The organism is Brachybacterium sp. GCM10030252 (assembly GCF_042666535.1).
In the GTDB taxonomy this organism is placed as follows: domain Bacteria; phylum Actinomycetota; class Actinomycetes; order Actinomycetales; family Dermabacteraceae; genus Brachybacterium.
On sequence record NZ_JBHTDM010000004.1, the window covers coordinates 333,137 to 352,230 of the forward strand.

Genomic DNA, 19,094 nt, shown 5'->3' on the forward strand with positions numbered 1-19,094 from the left:
ACGACGGCCGCGCTGACACCACGATTCCGCAGACCGACCACAGCCCCCGACCACCGAGGAGAATCCCGTGTCCCAGCAGTCACTGCATGCATCCGGTCCCGAGCCGGACGACGACAACGGCAGCACCGAGAGCGCCAGCGGCGGCCAGACCTATGCCTCGGCCCAGGCTGCGGACGACCTGCTCGACGAGATCGACTCCGTGCTGGAGTCCAACGCCGAGACCTTCGTGCGCTCCTTCGTCCAGAAGGGCGGCCAGTGACCCGATGAGGCGTCGAGTCGGAGGCCTGGAGACCGAGTTCGGGCTGGTGTGCGTGCACGCCGACGGCACCCGCGCGCTCGAGCCGGAGAACGCGGCCCGCGAGCTGTTCCGGCCCGTGGTCGCCATGGGCCGTTCCTCGAACGTCTTCCTGCCCAACGCCGCCCGTCTCTACCTCGACGTCGGCTCCCATCCGGAGTACGCCACGGCCGAATGCGACGACTGGTGGGAACTGGTCGCCCAGGACCGCGCCGGCGAACGCATCTTCGCCGACCTCGCCGAGCAGGCGGGGGAGCGCCTCGCCGCCGACGGCCAGGACGCTCGGATCCACCTGCTCAAGAACAACGTCGACTCCGAGGGCAATGCTTTCGGCTCCCACGAGAACTACCTCGTCGACCGCCGCGGCGAGTTCACGCGCCTGCCGCGGTACCTCCTGCCGTTCCTGGTCACCCGGCAGATCGTCACCGGCGCCGGGGGAGTGGTGCGTGACGAGGACGGGGCCCGCTTCGTCTTCTCCCGTCGCAGCGACCACATGTGGGAGGCGGTCTCGTCGGCCACCACCCGAACCCGTCCGATCATCAACACCCGCGACGAACCCCACGGCGACCCCACCAGGTACCGCCGCCTGCACGTCATCGTCGGCGACTCGACGATGAGCGAGGTCTCCACGCACCTGCGCTTCGCCACCACCGACCTGGTCCTGCGCGCCATCGAGTCGGGTCGGGCCCTGCCCGATCTGACCCTGGCCGACGACATCGCCACCATCCGCGCCGTCGCGCGCGACCTCACCGGGCAGGCGCCGATTCCCACGGCCGGCGGCGGGACCACCTCGGCGGTCGAGATCCAGCAGCGCTGGCTGGATCTGGCCGCCGAGTTCACCGAGGAGACCGAGGGCTCCGACAGCGCCGAGCGCGACGTGCTGGAGACCTGGCAGAGAGCGATCGACGCGGTGCGCACCGGGGACCGCAGCTGGGCCGCGACCCGTCTGGACTGGGCCATCAAGGAGCGCCTGTTCTCGCAGGTCGCCGAGCGCCGTGGGGTCGAGCTCTCGGATCCGGCGCTGGAACGGCTCGACCTGGCCTACCACGACATCTCGCCGGGCCAGGGCCTCTTCGCCAGTCTCCAGGCCCGCGGGCTCGCTCCGGCGGTCCTCTCCGAGCAGCGCATCGAGGCCGCCCGCGAGGTCGCTCCCGCCACCACGCGGGCGCACCTGCGCGGGCAGGTGGTCACCGCCGCTCAGCAGCATGGCGTCGACCATGTCGTGGACTGGACCACGATGCGCCTGACCCGTCCCGGGTCCATGCCGGTACAGGTCCTCGACCCGTTCGCGACCGAGCTCCCCGCGGTCGACGAGCTCCTGGCCGAGATCCGCCGGTCCGGGACCGGATCGGCGAGCGATGATCCGCCGCCCGCCTGAGAATCCGGGGCCGCGCGCCCCGTACCCTGGTGCACGTGCCCCGCTCGGGGCTCCCGATCCGAAAGGCCTGCTCTTGATCCGCCGCCGCACCTTGTTGACCTCCGCTCTCGCTGCGACCACGGTTGCCGGCGTGGCCGCCTGCTCCGACGACGGCGCTGATGCCGAGAACACCGCGGCGGCCTCCGACGGCGGCGGCGACCCGGCCCTGTCCGCCGTGACGGTCAGCGACGACCTCGAGGCGGAGCCCACGATCGAGTTCACCCCGCCGGTGCAGATCACCGCGCCCGATTCGGCTCTGATCACCCCCGGGGACGGCGAGACGATCGCCGAGGGCGACACCATCATCTGGCGCAGCGTCTATTCGGACGCGAGCACCGGCGACGTGCTCGAATCCTGGTGGCAGGGCGCCCCGGCCAATGGCGTGCAGGTCACCGCGGAGACGCTCGGTGACGAGGCGTTCGCGTTCCTCACCACGGTCCCGATCGGCTCGCGCGTCGCGATGGCCGGCTGGCAGACCACGACGTCCGGGCAGTCCTACGCGCTCATCCAGGCCTCCGACATCGACCGTGTCGTCTCGCCGCTGCGCGCCGACGGCGAGGCGCAGGAGCCCTCCGGAACCTTCCCGGCCGTCAGCCTCGACGAGAACGGCGCACCCTCCCTGGAGTCCGCGCCCGAGGGCGAGGCACCCACCGAGACCGTCCGCGAGACCCTCATCCAGGGCGCCGGGGACGCCACCCGCGAGGGCGACTACCTGACCATGCACTACACGGGATGGAACTGGGACTCCGGTGAGCAGTTCGACTCCTCGTGGGAGCGTGGGGCGCCGTTCGGTTTCCCGCAGGGCATGCAGAAGGTGATCCCCGGCTGGGACGAGAACCTGCTGGACCTTCCCGTCGGATCCCAGGTGATGCTGGTGGTCCCCCCGGCCGAGGCCTACGGTGAGGAGGGCGAGTCCGAGCACGAGCTCGCCGGGCAGACCCTCCTGTTCGTCATCGACGTGCTCGATGCCGCGCACAAGGCAGACTGACCCCACGACACCGACACCGTCCCGGCGGAGGCGGCCGCACGACGGCCCCTTCCGCACATCCCAGGAGGACCCATGGATCGCAGCAAGCCCGAGATCGAGCACCCCGAAGGCCCCGCGCCCACCGAGCTGGTCAGCAGTGAACTGATCGTCGGGGACGGCGAGCAGGCCGCCCGCGGCGACGTCGTCGACGTGCACTATGTGGGCGTCTCCCACTCCACCGGCGAGCAGTTCGACGCCTCCTGGGATCGTGGCGAGCCGCTGCGCTTCCAGCTCGGCGTCGGCCAGGTCATCACCGGCTGGGACCAGGGCGTCCAGGGCATGAAGGTCGGCGGGCGCCGCCGCCTCGAGATCCCCGCCTCGCTCGCCTACGGCGACATGGGCGCACCGCCCGTGATCGCCCCCGGCGAGTCCCTGATCTTCGTGTGCGACCTGGTGGCGGTGCACAAGCGCTGAACACGTCCGCCACGCCGGCGGCGGTGGGACCGCTCGGGGAGCAGGAGAGCCTCTTCACAGCCCCCGTCGCCCCCGAACCTCCCGCCCCGGAACGCGGATCGGCGCCCCGGGACGGGACGCTGCGCACCACCGCAGGCTTCGACGTCGTCGACGAGCTTCCCGTGGCCAGCGTGCGCCTGGTGGGCGTGCTGCCGCATCTGGACCGTCCCTTCGAGTACGCCGTCACCCCCGATACCGCCGCAGCCGGGCCCGGTATGCGGGTACGGGTGCGCTTCTCGGGCAAGGACACCGAAGGCATCGTGCTGGGGCGGCACGCCGAGGCGTCGACCGACCGCCCCCTGGCGCCCCTGCGCCGCCTGGTCTCCGAGGACGTCGTGGTCCCGCCGGCCATGATGCGGGTCTGCGAGGAGGTCGCCCAGCGCTGCGCGGGCACGGTGGGGGATGTGCTGCGCCTGGCCCTCCCGCCGCGCCATGCCCGCGCGGAGAAGGCGGACCGCGCCGCGGAGGACAAGGCGGTCCAGCAGGAGCAGGCCTCCGAGGACGCCCACACCGAGGCCTCCGATCGCGAGGACGCCGACGGAGAGGATGCCGGCCACGGCGCCGCCGGCGATGAGGCTGCCGGCCAGGACGTCGGCGACGACGCGGACACGGGGGCTCCCGCGCCGCGCCCGGGCGATCGCTACCCCGGCCTGGCCGCTCTGATCTCCCGCGCCGGGCAGCCGACCGGCCCGGTGCCACGTGCCACCATCACCCTCGACGCCGCCGATCCCTGGACCGTCGTGGCGGCCGACGCCATCGCCGACCTCGGGCCCGATCAGGGAGCCCTCGTCATCGCCCCGGACCAGCGGGACATCGCCCGGCTCAGCCGGGTCCTGGCGGACAGGGGCATCGAGCACGAGATCCTGGCGGGCACCGAGGGCCCCGAGAAGCGCTACCGCACGTTCCGCCGGATCCTCCGGGGCGCCACCCGCGTGGTCCTGGGAAACCGCTCCGCCGCCTTCGCACCGGTGGCGAACCTCGCCCTGGCGATCTGCTGGGACGAGGCCGACGACCTGCTCGAGGAGCCCCGCGCCCCGTATCCCCACGTCCGCACCGTCCTGCAGTGCCGGTCCGCGGAGCAGCGCTGCGCCCTGCTCTTCCTGGCGGCCAGCGACTCGGTCCCGTTGCAGGCACTCGCGGAGGCGGGCTACCTGGCCCGGCTCGAGCCGCTCCCGGCGCCCGTGACCGCCGTGCGCCCGCACATCGTCGCCATGGACCAGTACCTCCGCGAACGGGAGGGCCCCTCCGGGCGCTCCCGGCTGCCCCAGGAGGCGATGCGCGTGATCCGGCGCGGACTGGAGCGCGGCCCGGTGCTCGTCCAGGTCCCGCGCAGCGGATACGTACCGGCCATCGCCTGCACCTTCTGCGGCACCCGTGCCCACTGCCCGAACTGCGCCGCCCCGCTGTCGGTCACCGGACGCAGCGGCCCGCTGCACTGCCGGGTGTGCGGGCGCCGCGAGGACGGGTATCGCTGCCCCGAATGCGACCGCACCCAGGTGCGTGCCATGGTCATCGGTTCCACCCGCACCGCCGAGGAGCTCCACCGCGGCTTTCCCGACGTCCCGCTGAAAGTCGCCGGCGGCGCCCATGGTGCGCTCGAGGACGAGAACGTCCCTGAGCACGGGATCGTGGTCGCCACCCCGGGCGCCGAGCCCGCACCCCCGGGTCGCTTTGCCGCCGCACTGCTCCTGGACGCCGACGCCATGCTCGCCCGCGCCGCCTTCGATGCCGACGTCGAGGCCGTGCGCCGCTGGCGCAACGCCATCGCACTGGTGCGCACCGCGGACGAGGGCGGGCACGTGCTGGTCGTCGGCACCGCCACACTGCCTGCGATCCGTGACCTGGTCGCCCATCGCTCGCGGGTGTTCCTCGACCGCGTCCTCGCCGACCGCCGGGAACTGGACCTGCCTCCGTTCAGCAGGGTCGCCGAGATCGTCGGTGACAAGGACGCCTGCCGCAACTACCTGGAGACCACGGATCTGCCGGACGGCACCGACGTGTTCGGCCCCGTCGACCTCGAGGAGCCGGAGTCGGCAGGCCGTGCCCGGGCCGTGGTGCGTCTGGACCCGCGCCGCTCCCGTGAGCTCGCCGATGCGCTGCGAGCGGGCGTGGCCGCGCGCTCGGCCCGCAAGGCTCGCGGGTCGCTGCGGGTGCGCCTGGATCCGCCCGACGTGTTCTGACCCCGAGGCGCGGTCCCGTCGGCGTCGCGACCGTGCCTCGGGGCGGTGCCCGCACCGGCCTGCTCGCCTCCGCCGCCGACGTCCCGTAGTGTGATCGGTCGCACCGAAGAGATCGCGACGAGGCGACGGAGGGCACAGATCATGCGCGAGGGACCGACGACGTCCAGCACTCCTGAGGGGCCCGAGGGACAGGACGCACGTGCCGGAGGGGACCGACGCGTCGAGAGCGGCACTCCCGAGAGACGCGACAGGCCCGGAGGGCGCGACGACCTCGTCGAGACCGAGCACGCCGAAGGGGACGGGAACCGGGACGATCTCTCCGAGGGGGAGCGGGCGCCGGCCGCGCCGGGCCGCACCGTTCTGGTCCGGCGCCTCGGTCTCGCCGTCGGGCTCGTGGCCGCCGTGGTCATCTACCTGATCATGCCGGCCGAGGCACCCCACGCCGCCCGGCTCACGGCCGCCACCGCCGTCCTGATGGCCGTGTGGTGGATGACGGAGGCGCTGCCGATCCCGGCGACGGCCCTGGTGCCGGTGGTGGTCTTCCCCGTCCTCAACACCGACGTCGGCTTCGACGACGTCGGCGGCTCCTACGGGAACAACATCGTCTTCCTGTTCATGGGCGGCTTCATGCTGGCGCTGGCCATGCAGCGCTGGAACCTGCACAGACGTATCGCCCTCGCGATCGTCGCCGCCATCGGCACCAGCCCGTCGCTGCTCATCCTCGGCTTCATGGTCGCGACCGGATTCATCTCCATGTGGGTCTCCAACACGGCCACCGCGGTGATGATGCTGCCCATCGGGGTCTCGGTGCTGCTGCTGGTGAACAAGCTCCGCCTCGAGGACGCCGCGACCAAGGGCGAGGAGCCGGGTGAAGGCGTCGATCCCGACCCGTCGGCCGAGGGCACGGCCAGCAAGGCCGTCCGCTCCAACTTCGGGGCCGCGCTGATGCTCGGCATCGCCTACTCCGCCTCGATCGGTTCGCTGGCCACCATCATCGGCACCCCGCCCAATGCCCTGCTCGCCGCGCACATGAGCCAGGACTTCGACGTCACCATCGGCTTCGGCCGGTGGATGGTCGTGGGAGCTCCGCTGGCGCTGGTGTTCATGGCGATCGCGTGGGTACTGCTGACCAAGGTGATCTTCCGTCCCGAGATCACGGAGATCCCCGGCGGGGCGGAGCTGATCCGGGACGAGCGCCGCAAGCTCGGCAGCATCTCCTCGGGAGAGGTCCGTGTGCTGACCATCTTCGTGCTCGCAGCCCTCAGCTGGGTGTTCGTCCCCCTGATCTGGCGATTGGTGAGCGAGGGGGACCCGCCCATCAGCGACGCGGGCATCGCCATGCTCGTCGCCCTGCTGCTGTTCCTGCTCCCGGCCGGAGCGGCCCGCGGGGTGCGCCTGCTGGACTGGGAGGCGGCGGTGAAGCTCCCGTGGGGCGTGCTGCTGCTGTTCGGCGGCGGTCTCGCCCTCAGCGCCCAGTTCACCAGCTCCGGGCTGACGGACTGGATCGGCGAGGTCACCCAGGAGCTCGGCGGACTGCCCATGGTGCTGATCGTGGTGATCGCCGCCGCCGGCATCCTGTTCCTCACCGAGCTGACCTCGAACACCGCCACCGCCGCGACATTCCTGCCGGTGGCCACCGCGGTCGCCACCGGGATCGGTATCGACCCGATGCTGCTGGCGATCCCGGTGGCGCTGGCCGCCACCTCGGCCTTCATGCTGCCGGTGGCGACCCCGCCGAACGCGATCGCCTACGGCTCGGGATACGTGCAGATCCCGCAGATGGCCAAGGCGGGAGTATGGCTGAACCTGATCGGCATCGTGCTGATCACCGCGGCGACCATGACCCTCGCGGTCTGGGTATTCGGGCTCGTCTACTGATCTCGCGCCGGTCGCGCGCCGGACTCCGCAGCGGCCGGCTGCGGGCGCCGCGGCCCGTCGTCCCGGCCCTCCGGCCGCAGGGCTCCGGCGTCATCCGCCCTGCGTGCGCAGCACTCCCAGCGCCAGTGCGGCGGCGAGGATCACGCCGGCTCCCACGACCGCCACGGTGGCGGGCCACCCGAACGCCTCGTAGACGTGGCCCGTGCTCCATCCCAGCACGCTGGAGCCCGCGTAGTAGGCGAGGTTGTACAGTCCCGTCGCCTGCGAGCGCGCCCCCTCGGCCCGGGCCCCTGCCCAGCCGCTCGCGATCGAGTGCGCCGCGAAGAAGGCGCCTGTCATCACCAGCAGGCCCACCAGCACCAGGAGCAGGGGCCCGGCGATGGTCAGCAGGAGCCCGAGCAGCATCACACCCATCGCCGCGAGCATGACCGGCAGCCGGCCGTACCGGGTGGCCAGACGCCCGGCGGCGGGGGAGGAGACGGTCCCGCCGAGGTAGGCGAGGAAGACGAGCCCCACCACGCCCGCCGACACCCGGTACGGCGCCGCGGTGAGGTGGAAGGCGAGGTAGTTGTAGATCGCGACGAAGCCACCCATGAGCAGGAATGCGCACGCGAACAGGACGAGCTGGCCGGGATCGCGCAGCGTGCGGGTCAGGCGCGCCGCCCGGGGAGCCCATCGCCGGGAACCCGTCCCGGAGTCCGGCGGCACGAATCGCCGTTCCCGCGGGGCCGTGAGCACGAAGGCGGCGGCAGCGGCGGCCGAGAGCAGCGCGACGGCGCTCATCCCGGCCCTCCAGGTCAGCGCATCGGCGATCGGAGTGGCGACCACGCGTCCCAGGAGCCCGCCGACGGTGGTTCCCGCCACGAACCAGCCCGCCGCGATCGCCCGGGCCTGCTCGTCCACCTCCTCGGAGAGGTACGCCATGGCCAGCGCCGGGATACCGCCCAGAGCCGCACCTTCCAGCAGCCGCAGCACCAGGACCAGCTCGTAGCTGGGTGCCCACGCCGCGACCAGCGCCAGCGTCGTGGCCGCGGACACCGCGAGGACCATCGCCCGCAGCCTCCCGATCCGGTCTCCCGCGAAGGACCAGGGCACCACGGCCAGAGCGAGGCCGCCGGTCGCGGCCGAGACCGTCAGCGCCGCCTGTTCGGGGCCGACGCCGAGATCCGCGGAGATCAGCTGCAGCATTCCCTGCGGGGAGTAGAGCTGGGCGAAGGTGGCGATGCCCGCGCACACCAGAGCCACGAGCATGCGCCGGTACGCGGGGCTGCCGACCGGGTGTCCGGGCCGGTGCTCGTCGAGCATCACACCACGCCCCTCACAGCAGATCCATCGGGCGGCGTCCCTCAGCGGACGACGCGGACCGGGTTCGACATATGCCCACTCTAAGCAGGCGCCCGCCGAGGATCCGGGCCGCTCGTCCTGCTGGTTGCACCTGTCCGGTCGGCGCATCCAGCGCTGCCGGTCCGGGGAGTCGGCCCCGTAGACTCGGGGCATCATGCGTCTGCTCTTCGCCGGCACCCCCGAGGCCGCCCTTCCCTCCCTGCGCACCCTGCTCGACTCGCACCACGACGTCGTCGGGGTACTCACCCGAGCCGACGCCCCCGCGGGGCGCGGCCGCAAGCTCACTCCCAGTCCTGTGAAGTCCCTCGCCCTCGAGGCCGGGGTACCGGTGCTGACCCCTGCGACGCTCCGCGACGAGGACACCCAGCAGCAGATCCGCGAGCTCGCGCCCGACGCCGCCCCCGTGGTGGCCTACGGGAACCTGGTCCCGCCGGCAGCACTGTCCATCCCTGCCCACGGCTGGCTGAACCTCCACTTCTCCCTGCTCCCGGCCTGGCGCGGCGCCGCCCCGGCCCAGCGTGCCGTTCTGGCCGGGCAGCGCGAGACCGGTATGAGCGTCTTCCGCCTCGAGCAGGGCCTCGATACCGGCGACGTCATCGCCACCGCGCGGACCTCGATCGGCGAGTACGAGACCTCTGGAGAGCTGCTGGCCCGGATGGCCGAGGAGGGAGCCGATCTGCTGCTGTCCGCGCTGGATGCCCTCGAAGCCGGCACCGCGACCCTCACCCCGCAGGACGACTCGCTGGCCACGCATGCCGCGAAGCTGACCACGGCCGAGGCCCGGATCGACTGGACCCGCCCGGCCGACGAGGTCAGTGCCCATATCCGCGGCATGAGCCCGCACCCGGGAGCCTGGACGGTCCTGGCCGGATCCCGCCTGAAGGTTCTCGGTCTGGAAGCGCCGCCCGAGCACCCGCCCGTGCCGCCGGGACGGATCGAGACCACCCGCCGCCAGGTGCTCGTGGGCACCGGCACGGACGTCGTCGCCCTGGCGACGGTCGCTCCGGCAGGGAAGCGGCCGATGCGGGCAGCGGACTGGGCCCGCGGCGCGGCCCTCGGCGAGGGCAGCAGCGCCGCCTTCGCACACGATCTGGACGACGACGAGGAGCAGGCATGAACGACCAGCGCCGCAGACGGGGGGACGCCGGTCGCGACGACCGCAGCCGTGATGGTCGTGGCCGAGACGCTCGTGCCCGCGACAGCGGTGGCCGCGATGACCGGGCCCGCCGGGAGGAGGGGCGCGGGACGGCCCCCTCCGGCGGTCGCGACGCGAAGGGGCGGGAGCGCTCGGGTTCCCGCGGCCAGGGCGGCCCCCGCCGTGGCTGGTCCTCCTCACGGCCCTCCGAGCGCGGTCGCCGCGCCACCGGTTCTCGGCAGGTGGCCTACGAAGGGCTGCGCCTGGTCCGCGAGGAGGACTCGTACGCGAACCTCGTCCTTCCGCGCCTGCTGCGCAGCAATCGGCTCTCCGGTCGCGATGCCGCCTTCACCACCGAGCTCTTCTACGGCTCCCTGCGCGCCCAGGGTCGCCTGGACGCGATCCTCGCCGCCTGCATCGACCGCCCGCTGGACGACGTCGACCCGGCACTGCTGGACGTGCTGCGCCTGGGCGCCTATCAGCTGCTGGACATGACCGTCGCCCCGCATGCCGCCACCTCCGAGACCGTGGCACTGGCCCGCTCGGAGGTGGGCGCCGGCGCCGCGAGCTTCGTCAACGCGATCCTGCGCCGGGTGGGGGAGAAGCCCCTGGAGGAGTGGATCGCCGAGGTCGCTCCAGCTCGCGAGCGTGACCTGACCGGTCATCTCGCCATGGTCCACTCCCACCCCCGTTGGGTGGTGCGGGCGCTCACCGACGCCCTCGCGGGCAACGGTCGCGACCGGTCCGAGATCGATGAGCTGCTGGCCGCCCAGAACGCCGCTCCGGCAGTGTCCCTGGTCATGCGCCCCGGCCTCATCGATCTCGACGAGCTCATCGACCACGGCGCGAGCGCCGGCGAGCTCAGCATCTTCGCCGCCTCCTGGCCGTCCGGGGACCCCGGCGGCATCGACCCGGTCAAGCAGGGCCGGGTCGCCGTCCAGGACGAGGGCAGCCAGCTCGCAGCGCTCGCCCTCGCCCTCGGTGCGGACGATCTCGTCCGTGCGGACGATGCCCACTGGCTGGACCTGTGCGCGGGCCCCGGAGGAAAGACGGCCCTGCTGGGCGGGCTGACCATCGACCACGATGCCGACCTGCTCGCGGTCGAGGTCCAGCCCCACCGCACCGAACTCGTCGACCGCTCCATCGCGCCCCTGCAGGAGGCCGGCTGCGAGATCACCACCCGCACCGCCGACGGCACCGAGATCGGTGCGGAACTGCCCGGGCACTTCTCCCGGGTCCTGGTCGACGTGCCGTGCTCGGGTCTGGGCGCCCTGCGCCGCCGCCCCGAGTCCCGCTGGCGCCGCACGCCCGGGGACATCGGCCACCTCGGCGTGCTCCAGCGCGACCTGCTGACCTCCGCGCTGGACGCCACCGCGCCCGGAGGCGTCGTCGCCTACGTGACGTGCTCCCCGCACCTCGCCGAGACCCGACTCGTGGTCACCGACGTCCTCTCCCGACGTGAGGATGTCGAGCAGCTCGATGCCCGAGACGCCGTGCGCGCCGCGATCCAACCGGCCAAGGCCCACGAGGTGGACCTCGGGGAGGGGCCCGCCGTGCAGCTCTGGCCCCACGTGCACGGCACCGACGCCATGTACATCTCCCTGCTGCGCAAGCACCCGATCCCCCTCGCGGAAGGAACCTCGCCCTCATGAACTCCCCGTACTCGACCGATGGCCAGTACATCCACCCCAGCATCCTCAACGCGGACCTGATGAGCATCGGCACCGAGCTGGACAAGATCGCCAGCGCCGACAGCGTCCACGTGGACGTGATGGACAACCACTTCGTGCCCAACCTGACCTTCGGCCCCAGCGTCGTCGAGCAGATCGTGGGACGCAGCGACATCCCCGTGGACGCTCACCTGATGATCGAGGACGCCGACCGCCAGGCCCCCGCCTTCGCCGAGGCCGGCGCGGACTCGGTCACCTTCCACCTCGAGGCCGCCAAGGCGCCGATCAAGCTCGCCCGCGAACTGCGCCGCAAGAACACCGCCGTCGGCGTGGCGCTGCGCCCGGCCACCGCGGTGGAACCGCTGCTGGACGTCATCGGCGAGTTCGACATGCTGCTGATCATGACCGTCGAACCCGGATTCGGCGGGCAGAGCTTCCTGGAGACGATGCTGCCCAAGATCCGCCGCGCCCGCGGCGCGATCAGCGAGGCCAACCTCGAGGTGTCCATCCAGGTCGACGGCGGGGTCAGCCGCGAGACCATCGAACGCTGCGCCGAGGCAGGAGCGAACGTGTTCGTCGCCGGCTCCGCGATCTACAAGGCCCAGGACGCCGCCGAGGAGATCACGGCCCTGCGGGAGCTGGCGCGAGGCCACGGGGGTCACTGAACCTCGCACGCCGCTCACCGGGGCTCGTGAAGTCCGTGCCATAGGAGCCCGAGCGATCGGGGGGGGGCTCAGCCCCCGAATCGTCGGGGTTGACCGGTGCCCGCTGCCCCGGCGGGAGGGCGTTCGCCACACTCGGCCACGGGCCCGCCGGTCACGACGCGAGGCGGCTAGCATTGTCCCGTCACGACCAGTGACGTGCTCCGGGGTCGGTGAAAGTCCGAGCCGGCGGTGACAGTCCGCGACCCGCTTCGGCGGTGGAGCCGGTGGAATTCCGGCACCGACAGTACAGCCTGGATGAGAGGCGCACGTCCTGCATGTCGCCGGCGCGCCCTGGCGCCTCCCGGCGGCCTGCCGGAACCCCTTTTCCCCCCGGAGCCACTGCATCGGCGGAGAAAGGACCGGCATGGATCTTCTGCAGTGGCTCTTCGACGCGCGACTCGAGTTCGCGGGCGGTCAGTTCATCCTCTGGCGCGAGGTTCTCGGCAACCTCTTCGGCCTGCTCAGCGCGCTCGGCGGCATGCGCCGCAAGGTCTGGGCCTGGCCCATCGGCATCGCCGGCAACGCGCTGCTGCTGACGGTGTTCCTGGGCTCCCTGTTCGGCAGCGCCGGGACCGTGGATCTGCTCGGCCAGGCAGGCCGCCAGGTGATGTTCATCGCCACCAGCATCTACGGCTGGGTCCGCTGGCAGCAGGCTCGGCACGAGGGCGGCACCGCCGTCGAGCCCGAGTGGGCCTCCTGGCGGACCCGCATCCTCCTGCTCGTCGCCATGGTCGGCGGCACCGCCGGGCTCACCCCGATCTTTCGCGCCCTGGGCTCCTACGAGCCCGTCTGGGCCGACGCGTGGATCTTCGTGGGCAGCCTCCTGGCCACCTTCGGGATGGCCAAGGGCTGGGTCGAGTTCTGGCTGATCTGGGTGGCCGTCGACATCGTCGGCGTCCCCCTGCTGGTCAGTGCGGGCTACTACGCCAGCGCCCTGATGTACCTCTTCTACGGCGTGTTCACGCTGACGGGGTTCTTCGTCTGGTGGCGGGTGCGCAACCGGCGCGAGCACGACGAACGGGTCACCGTCGAGACAGCCCACCTGGATCCGACGGTCCGCCAGGAATGAGCGCGCTGCGCGCGAGTCCCCGTACCGTGGACCCCGGGTCGTGCGACGAACGACGCGGCCGCTCAGCGACGAACAGGAGTACCCATTGAACCTCTTCCGCAATCCGTTCGTGGTCGTCCTTCTGTTCATCGCACTGGTGGGACTGGTCATCGCTGCGACCCTGACGGGTCTGCTCGTGTGGTGGCTGACGCATGGCCGCAGTCGAGCCCCGGAGCAGGACGCGGCCACGGAGCATCCGCCCCCGGATCCCACCGCGAGCACCCGGTGAGATCGCCTGTCCATGAGTCGTCGACATCCGGTCGACGGCCGGGCACGCAGCCTCCCCGTCATGACGCGTAAGCTACGCCCCGTGAAGGATTTCGAGGCGTTGTTCGCCGAGCTCACCGAGAAGGCCCGCACCCGACCCGAAGGGTCGGGCACCGTCCGCGAACTGGACTCGGGGGTCCATGGGATCGGCAAGAAGATCGTCGAGGAAGCGGCCGAGGTATGGATGGCCTGCGAGCATGAGACCCATGACGACGCGGCCACGGAGATCAGCCAGCTGATCTACCACCTGCAGGTGATGATGGTCGCCAAGGGCATCACCCTCGAGGACGTCTACGGCCGGCTCTGATCCGAGATCCGACGGCGAGACCGTCGGGCCCGGCGGTCGCCGGGTCCCACGCAACTCGCCCGCACGTCAGCATCGCCCCTCTCCACCCCTGACCACCATCCGTCCCCGTTCCGTGCGCCGCCCCGCGGCGGCGAAGGAGTATCCGTGCTGCGCATCGCTGTTCCCAACAAGGGCGCCCTGTCAGAGCCCGCCGCTGATCTGCTGCAGGAGGCCGGCTACCGCCGCCGCGGCATGGCCAAGGAGCTCGTCGTCCTCGACGAGGACAACGACGTCGAGCTGTTCCATCTGCGCCCCCGGGACATCGCGGTCTACGTCGGCTCCGGCACCGTGGACGTCGGCATCACCGGCCAGGACATGCTGCTGGATTCCCGCACTCCCGCGCAGGAGATCCTGCCGCTCGGCTTCGCCGGCTCCACGTTCCGCTTCGCGGCCCCGATCGGGACGCGCGAGGACGTGGCGAGCCTGGAGGGCGCCCGGATCGCCACCAGCTACGAGAACCTCGTCGGCGACTACCTGGCCGAACGGGGCATCAACGCCGAGGTGGTCCACCTCGACGGAGCCGTCGAGTCCTCGATCCGTCTGGGCGTGGCCGATGTGATCGCCGACGTCGTCGAGACCGGCACGACGCTGCGTCAGGCAGGGCTCGAACCCTTCGGAGAACCGATCATGACCAGTCAGGCGGTCCTGTTCTCCCGGCCCGGGATGGAGCTGGAGGAGACCGCGGCCCACTCCCTCGAGGTCCTCGAGCGCCGCATCCGCGGAGTGCTGGTGGCCCGAGAGCACGTGATGCTGGACTACGACATCCCCACCGCCCTGATGGAGCAGGCCGTACAGATCACCCCCGGCTTCCAATCGCCGACGGTCTCCCCGCTGCACGGGGGAGAGTGGCACGCCGTGCGGGCGATGGTCGAGCGCAAGGCCGCCCACCGGATGATGGACGACCTCTACGACGTCGGCGCCCGGGCGATCCTGGTCACGGCGATCCAGGCCTGCCGTATCTGAGAACCATGGATCCGAGGGAGCCGGAGCATCCCATCGGCCGGGAGCCGGCGACCGTCGTGATCCGGCCGCGGATGGTGCGTATCGCCGGGTACATCACGGGAGTGGTCGTGCTCGGCGGGACAGTGGCAGGTGCGGTCGTCATCCCCGGTCTCCTGCTCGGTGGCCGCCTCGGCCTGGTGGCCGTGGGCGTGCTGATCCTCCTCTTCTGCCACCTCGAGGCGTCGGTGCGGCTGATCGCCGGGCCGGACTCCCTCGAGGTGCGCAACGTCTTCCGGGCACGCACGCTGGACTGGGCCGAGATCCTCGCCATCAGGTTCCCGGTGGGGGATCCGTGGGCGCACCTCGATCTGGCCGACGGCACGACTCTGGCGCTGAACGCGATCCAGCGCTACGACGGTGAGCGCGGCATCGCGGCAGCCCGGCGGCTGCGCGACCTGGTGCGCGAACGTGGAGAGGCCCCCGACGTCGGCTGAGTGCGCCACGTCTGCGGAACCGGTCCGGGAGCCCCGGTCCGGCAGACCCCGGTTCGGAAGACCCCGGTTCGGACGGCCCCGGTGGGAGCGGCTCGGATTCCGGTGCCGTCCGCACAGCGTCCCGGCATCCGCTCCCTCGGGCTAGGGGATCAGCGAGGCGGCGCAGCGCCCTGCCATCGCCGCATAGCGGAAGGCCTCGGGGTCCTCGGCGAGCGAGCGGCCCATCGTCGACAGCCGCACCGGGACGTCCTCGAGAGCGTCCCGCAGACCTCGTGCATCGACCTCGGCGAGCTGGTGCTCGATGCCTCTGGCGCGAGCAGGCTCCATGATCGACGTTTTCACCTGTTCGCGAACCGACGCATGAAAACCGTTGTACTTGTGATACTTGCGCTCGAGCAGCGGCAGATGCACCGGGGTCAGCGTCGCCCGGCCGTACACGGTGGAGGAGTGGTGGGAGAGTCCCCGATGACGACGACGAGGGTCGGCTCCGGAGACCCGCAGCGTGGCGACGGGGGTGCCGCCCAGCACGGCGGTCGCGTGCAGCGCCTCGGCGGACTGGATCCCGGAGAAGCCCCACCCGGTGCCGGTACCGAGATTCCCGGGACCCTGGACCGCGATCACCACGTCGGCCGCGACCACGTGCCGCGCTCCGAGCAGCGCCGAATGCACCGTGACGGCCTCGAGGTCGCCCCCGAAGGACTGGCCCGTACTGATCACCGCCGCGAGCAGCCCGGCCTCGCGGAGCCTTGCCGCGGCGCGCGAGTACGCCGCCGGCAGGGCGGCCCCGTCGGTGTGGACGTACGCGATGCGCGCCGAGTGCCGCTGGGCACGGATTCCGGCGAGGATCGCGGGCAGGGACGAGTGCAGGTCCGCCACCACCACGGGCATGCCCTCGATGTCCTGCGCCGCCCGGATCGTCTCGTAGTGCTCGCTGTCCGGATCGTCGATCGCATCGACCATGGTCTGCGTCGGTGTGTACCGGGCCTTGATCATGTGCCCGGCCGGTTCCGCCGATGTCGGCAGCACGTCGAGGCGCGCCACCACCAGGGCATCTCCGCCGGTTCCGAGCTCACGACGGAGCGCATTGGTGTTCAGCAGTACGCGTTCTCCCCGCGCGGGAGTTCCGGTCAGCTCCGGATAGGCGATCGCCTCGACCGTCTCACCGCCTGCGGGCTCATCATCCTCGCCGTCGAGCTCGACGTGCAGCCGTTCGACCCCGTGCCAGGACGTTCGGACCCCGGTCACCGTTCCTCGTTCCCAACGCAGCATGGGCCCAGCTTAGGGCCGCGCGCGCCAGGGGACGGTTAGTCTGTGCAGGTGGCTGCCAAGAGTGTGGAAAGAATGCTCAACGTGATCATGACGATCGGCTCCCGCCGGCGCATCGATCGCGCGAAGCTGTTCGCCGTCATCCCCGATTACGCCCAGGCCCCGTCGGAGCAGGCCGCCGAGCGCATGTTCGAGCGCGACAAGGCGGCGATCCTCGACCTCGGTCTGCCGCTGGTGACCGACCGTGACCTGTTCGACGAGAACACCGTCTACTACCGGATCGACGCCGCGGAGTCCGGAGCCGTCCTCGACCTCACCACCGAGGAGTACACGGTGCTGCTGGCCGCGAGCCGTGCCTGGGACGATGCCGCCGCCGGCGGAGCCGCGCGCCGGGTCCGCTCCAAGCTGCTCAGCCTCGGACACGACGCGGACCCCGATCTGCTGCGACGCACCCCGCGCGGCGCAGTGGAGTCGCTCCCGGTGCTCACACCGCTGTTGGAGGCCGTGACCTCGGCCCGCTCGGTGCGATTCGTCTATCGCGGCACACATGGTGCCCCGGCAGAGCGCACCGTCGAGCCATGGGTGGTGGGTGTCCACGATGGCCACTGGTATGTCCACGGCTGGGATCTCGACCGCGCCGCCCCGCGGGTGTTCCGTGCCTCCCGCATCGAGTCCTTCCCGGCGCAGGGCGCCCCGGCCACGCAGCCCCGGCCCGAGCACACGGACCTCTCCAGCGTGCTCGAGAAGATGCACGACAGTGACGATCAGTCCGTCGCCGTGCTGGACGCGGCCCCGTACAAGGCCCTCGACCTCCGTGACCGTGCCGGAGCGGCCCTGGACGAGGAGCGCGTCGAGCTGCCCTCCCTGCCCCGCCCGGCGGCGCGCAGGCTGGTCCTCGGCGATGTGCGCTGGGTCGAGCTGGTCGAGCCCAGCGCCTGGCGCCGCGAACTGGGCGAAGTCCTCTCGGCCATCGCCGAGACGCATTCGGGTGAGCCCGATACGGCGGCCGTCGACGCCGCGACCGTGCGGCCCGCTCCGCGCATCCGGACCACTCCGACCGGGAACGATCTGCTCTCCCGGCTGATCTCCGAGGCGTCCTATGTGATGTCCCGCGGGGAGGCCGACCTCGGTGAGCTCGCCGATGCCCTCGGCATCACGGAGAAGCAGCTGGTCACCGATCTGCAGGTGCTGTTCGTCTGCGGCGACATGGGCACCGGCTGGGAGGACCTCATCGAGGCGGAGTGGGAGCACGGCACCGTCCGCGTCCGCAACGCGGAGCCGCTGCGCCGCGCTCTGCGCCTCAGCGCCGTCGAGGTCACGGCACTGCTGGCAGGCCTCGCCGCCCTCGAACCGTCGGCCGGGCAGGCGGAGAGCATCGTCGCCGGCGCCCGCCGGAAGCTGCTCGCCGGCCTCGGGGAGGTGCCCGACGCCGGGGCTATCGACGCCGACGGGACCGCGCGCGGCTCCGAGGCGCCGCCGACCCGCGCCGAACTGGCCGACGCCGCCGCGTCCGACGAGATGGCCTCGCGCACCGCCGACCGGGCGGAGACGGTGCTCGCCGCCGTCCACCACGCGCTGCGCGCGGACGAGGACTCCCAGGAGAGCCGCCTGACCATCCGCTATTCCTCGGCCGACCGCGCGGGGACCAGCGTGCGGCGCGTCCGACCGCTGCGGATCGAGACCGACGGTGCCCGCTCCTATCTGCTCGCCGAGTGCGAGCTCGCCGGCGGGGAGCGCCGATTCCGTCTGGACCGCATCGTGGAGGTCCTGCCGGACGGGACCCCGCCGCTGCGTGCCGAACCGAGCACCGGCCCTGCGCTCGAGGGGCGCGTGGACGGGGAGGTCTGGGTGCGCCTGGACCCACCGGGACGCTGGGTGGCCGAGTCGTTCGATGCCGCCGAGCTGCGCGACGGACAGGACGACGTCACCTTCGCCCGCCTGGACCGCCCGGTCCGGGCCGCGCTGGTCGACGCCGTCCTCGAATCCGCCGGCGCGGTGGAGGTCCTCTCGCCACGTGATCTGAGAGACACGATCGTGACCGTGGCGCAGGCCGCAGCCGGCCGCCACCACGAGCCGCAGCCGCTAGTCTGAGATGACCCGCCGCGCGGTGGGCCGGGCCGCCCCGGAGCGGCTCGTCGAGTGCCCAGTCCGCTGTGGGATGATGGGTGCGCCCGTGCGACATCGCGGCGCAGTTGAAAGGGAATTCCATGAACCTATTTCGCAATCCCTGGGCGATCATCCTGCTGGTCGTGCTGGTGATCCTTCTGTTCGGTGCCAACAAGCTGCCCGGACTGGCACGCAACATGGGCAAGTCCATGCGCATCTTCAAGAGCGAGGTGGAGGAGCTGCGCGGGGACGAGCGCGGCAAGGCCGAGGATGAGGACGAGGACGAGGTCGTCGACCGCCGCACCGCCTCCTCCCGGGCCGATCGCGAGCGCGAGGAGCGCCGTCCGCGCGAGGACCGCGAGTACGATCCGCGCGACGAGGCCGAGCGCGCCGATCGCGAGCCCGTCCGCGCACGTGAGGACGACGACTCCTACCGTCGCGACTGAGCACCTCGTCGCTGAA

At 71.9% G+C, this 19,094-nt stretch carries 18 protein-coding genes and 1 riboswitch; of the genes, 16 read left to right on the top strand and 2 right to left on the bottom strand.

The window, feature by feature from the left end:
* Window positions 1-67 precede the first annotated feature (67 nt).
* From ACFQRJ_RS03240 to ACFQRJ_RS03265, 6 genes are all read left to right on the top strand, one after another.
* Window positions 68-259 carry a ubiquitin-like protein Pup gene (locus ACFQRJ_RS03240; protein ID WP_377016977.1) on the top strand — a complete coding sequence of 64 codons (192 nt, stop codon included), beginning with the start codon at window positions 68-70 and terminating at the stop codon, window positions 257-259.
* Window positions 260-263: 4 nt separating this feature from the next.
* Window positions 264-1,673 (top strand): Pup--protein ligase, encoded by a 1,410-nt coding sequence (gene pafA, locus ACFQRJ_RS03245; protein ID WP_377016979.1) that lies wholly within the window; start codon window positions 264-266, stop codon window positions 1,671-1,673.
* A 130-nt stretch (window positions 1,674-1,803) separates the two neighbouring features.
* Window positions 1,804-2,700, top strand: coding sequence for an FKBP-type peptidyl-prolyl cis-trans isomerase (locus tag ACFQRJ_RS03250; protein ID WP_377016981.1), 897 nt, complete (start codon window positions 1,804-1,806; stop codon window positions 2,698-2,700).
* Window positions 2,701-2,772: 72 nt separating this feature from the next.
* Complete coding sequence (locus ACFQRJ_RS03255) at window positions 2,773-3,153, top strand: FKBP-type peptidyl-prolyl cis-trans isomerase (RefSeq protein ID WP_377016983.1); 381 nt, start codon at window positions 2,773-2,775, stop codon at window positions 3,151-3,153.
* A gap of 119 nt (window positions 3,154-3,272) precedes the next feature.
* Complete coding sequence (locus ACFQRJ_RS03260) at window positions 3,273-5,372, top strand: primosomal protein N' (protein WP_377017270.1); 2,100 nt, start codon at window positions 3,273-3,275, stop codon at window positions 5,370-5,372.
* Window positions 5,373-5,513: 141 nt separating this feature from the next.
* Window positions 5,514-7,250 carry an SLC13 family permease gene (locus ACFQRJ_RS03265; protein WP_377016985.1) on the top strand — a complete coding sequence of 579 codons (1,737 nt, stop codon included), beginning with the start codon at window positions 5,514-5,516 and terminating at the stop codon, window positions 7,248-7,250.
* A gap of 90 nt (window positions 7,251-7,340) precedes the next feature.
* On the opposite strand, the gene ACFQRJ_RS03270 is transcribed toward ACFQRJ_RS03265, so the two are convergent.
* On the bottom strand, window positions 7,341-8,555 hold the full coding sequence (locus tag ACFQRJ_RS03270; RefSeq protein ID WP_377016987.1) for an MFS transporter: 1,215 nt from the start codon (window positions 8,553-8,555) through the stop codon (window positions 7,341-7,343).
* Window positions 8,556-8,748: 193 nt separating this feature from the next.
* Between ACFQRJ_RS03270 and fmt the strand changes: the two genes are divergently transcribed.
* The 8 genes from fmt (at window position 8,749) to ACFQRJ_RS03310 (ending at window position 15,260) form a co-directional block, all read left to right on the top strand.
* On the top strand, window positions 8,749-9,711 hold the full coding sequence (gene fmt, locus ACFQRJ_RS03275; protein WP_377016989.1) for a methionyl-tRNA formyltransferase: 963 nt from the start codon (window positions 8,749-8,751) through the stop codon (window positions 9,709-9,711).
* Window positions 9,708-11,381 (top strand): RsmB/NOP family class I SAM-dependent RNA methyltransferase, encoded by a 1,674-nt coding sequence (locus ACFQRJ_RS03280; RefSeq protein ID WP_377016991.1) that lies wholly within the window; start codon window positions 9,708-9,710, stop codon window positions 11,379-11,381. The genes fmt and ACFQRJ_RS03280 overlap by 4 nt, the downstream gene beginning before the upstream one ends.
* Complete coding sequence (gene rpe / locus ACFQRJ_RS03285) at window positions 11,378-12,064, top strand: ribulose-phosphate 3-epimerase (RefSeq protein WP_377016993.1); 687 nt, start codon at window positions 11,378-11,380, stop codon at window positions 12,062-12,064. The genes ACFQRJ_RS03280 and rpe overlap by 4 nt, the downstream gene beginning before the upstream one ends.
* 192 nt (window positions 12,065-12,256) lie before the next feature.
* Window positions 12,257-12,374: riboswitch (FMN riboswitch) on the top strand.
* Window positions 12,375-12,467: 93 nt separating this feature from the next.
* Window positions 12,468-13,172, top strand: coding sequence for a nicotinamide riboside transporter PnuC (pnuC, locus tag ACFQRJ_RS03290; protein WP_377016995.1), 705 nt, complete (start codon window positions 12,468-12,470; stop codon window positions 13,170-13,172).
* 40 nt (window positions 13,173-13,212) lie between these two features.
* The gene (locus ACFQRJ_RS03295; protein WP_377016997.1) at window positions 13,213-13,440 is read left to right on the top strand and encodes a hypothetical protein; all 228 of its coding nucleotides are present in this window, start codon (window positions 13,213-13,215) and stop codon (window positions 13,438-13,440) included.
* An 81-nt stretch (window positions 13,441-13,521) separates the two neighbouring features.
* Entirely contained in the window at window positions 13,522-13,785 is a 264-nt protein-coding gene (locus tag ACFQRJ_RS03300) for a phosphoribosyl-ATP diphosphatase (RefSeq protein ID WP_377017272.1), read from the top strand.
* A gap of 144 nt (window positions 13,786-13,929) precedes the next feature.
* Entirely contained in the window at window positions 13,930-14,787 is an 858-nt protein-coding gene (hisG, locus tag ACFQRJ_RS03305; protein ID WP_377016999.1) for an ATP phosphoribosyltransferase, read from the top strand.
* A 5-nt stretch (window positions 14,788-14,792) separates the two neighbouring features.
* The gene (locus tag ACFQRJ_RS03310; protein WP_377017001.1) at window positions 14,793-15,260 is read left to right on the top strand and encodes a PH domain-containing protein; all 468 of its coding nucleotides are present in this window, start codon (window positions 14,793-14,795) and stop codon (window positions 15,258-15,260) included.
* A gap of 141 nt (window positions 15,261-15,401) precedes the next feature.
* Here ACFQRJ_RS03310 and ACFQRJ_RS03315 read toward each other — a convergent pair whose 3' ends face one another.
* Window positions 15,402-16,529: a DUF3866 family protein gene (locus ACFQRJ_RS03315; protein ID WP_377017002.1), complete on the bottom strand. Its 1,128-nt coding sequence runs from the start codon at window positions 16,527-16,529 to the stop codon at window positions 15,402-15,404.
* Window positions 16,530-16,577: 48 nt separating this feature from the next.
* On the opposite strand from ACFQRJ_RS03315, the gene ACFQRJ_RS03320 reads away from it, so the two are divergent.
* Window positions 16,578-18,617, top strand: a complete 2,040-nt coding sequence (locus tag ACFQRJ_RS03320; RefSeq protein WP_377017004.1) for a WYL domain-containing protein — start codon at window positions 16,578-16,580, stop codon at window positions 18,615-18,617.
* 116 nt (window positions 18,618-18,733) lie between these two features.
* Window positions 18,734-19,078, top strand: a complete 345-nt coding sequence (gene tatA, locus ACFQRJ_RS03325; protein ID WP_377017006.1) for a Sec-independent protein translocase subunit TatA — start codon at window positions 18,734-18,736, stop codon at window positions 19,076-19,078.
* The last annotated feature ends 16 nt before the right edge of the window (window positions 19,079-19,094 follow it).

Coding starts and splice junctions, on each gene's coding strand:
- fmt (WP_377016989.1), top strand. CDS start 8,749: ATGCGTCTGCTCTTCGCCGGCACCCCCGAGGCCGCCCTTCCCTCCCTG.
- ACFQRJ_RS03255 (WP_377016983.1), top strand. CDS start 2,773: ATGGATCGCAGCAAGCCCGAGATCGAGCACCCCGAAGGCCCCGCGCCC.
- rpe (WP_377016993.1), top strand. CDS start 11,378: ATGAACTCCCCGTACTCGACCGATGGCCAGTACATCCACCCCAGCATC.
- tatA (WP_377017006.1), top strand. CDS start 18,734: ATGAACCTATTTCGCAATCCCTGGGCGATCATCCTGCTGGTCGTGCTG.
- ACFQRJ_RS03265 (WP_377016985.1), top strand. CDS start 5,514: ATGCGCGAGGGACCGACGACGTCCAGCACTCCTGAGGGGCCCGAGGGA.
- ACFQRJ_RS03310 (WP_377017001.1), top strand. CDS start 14,793: ATGGATCCGAGGGAGCCGGAGCATCCCATCGGCCGGGAGCCGGCGACC.
- pafA (WP_377016979.1), top strand. CDS start 264: ATGAGGCGTCGAGTCGGAGGCCTGGAGACCGAGTTCGGGCTGGTGTGC.
- ACFQRJ_RS03270 (WP_377016987.1), bottom strand. CDS start 8,555: ATGCTCGACGAGCACCGGCCCGGACACCCGGTCGGCAGCCCCGCGTAC.
- ACFQRJ_RS03280 (WP_377016991.1), top strand. CDS start 9,708: ATGAACGACCAGCGCCGCAGACGGGGGGACGCCGGTCGCGACGACCGC.
- ACFQRJ_RS03315 (WP_377017002.1), bottom strand. CDS start 16,529: ATGCTGCGTTGGGAACGAGGAACGGTGACCGGGGTCCGAACGTCCTGG.
- pnuC (WP_377016995.1), top strand. CDS start 12,468: ATGGATCTTCTGCAGTGGCTCTTCGACGCGCGACTCGAGTTCGCGGGC.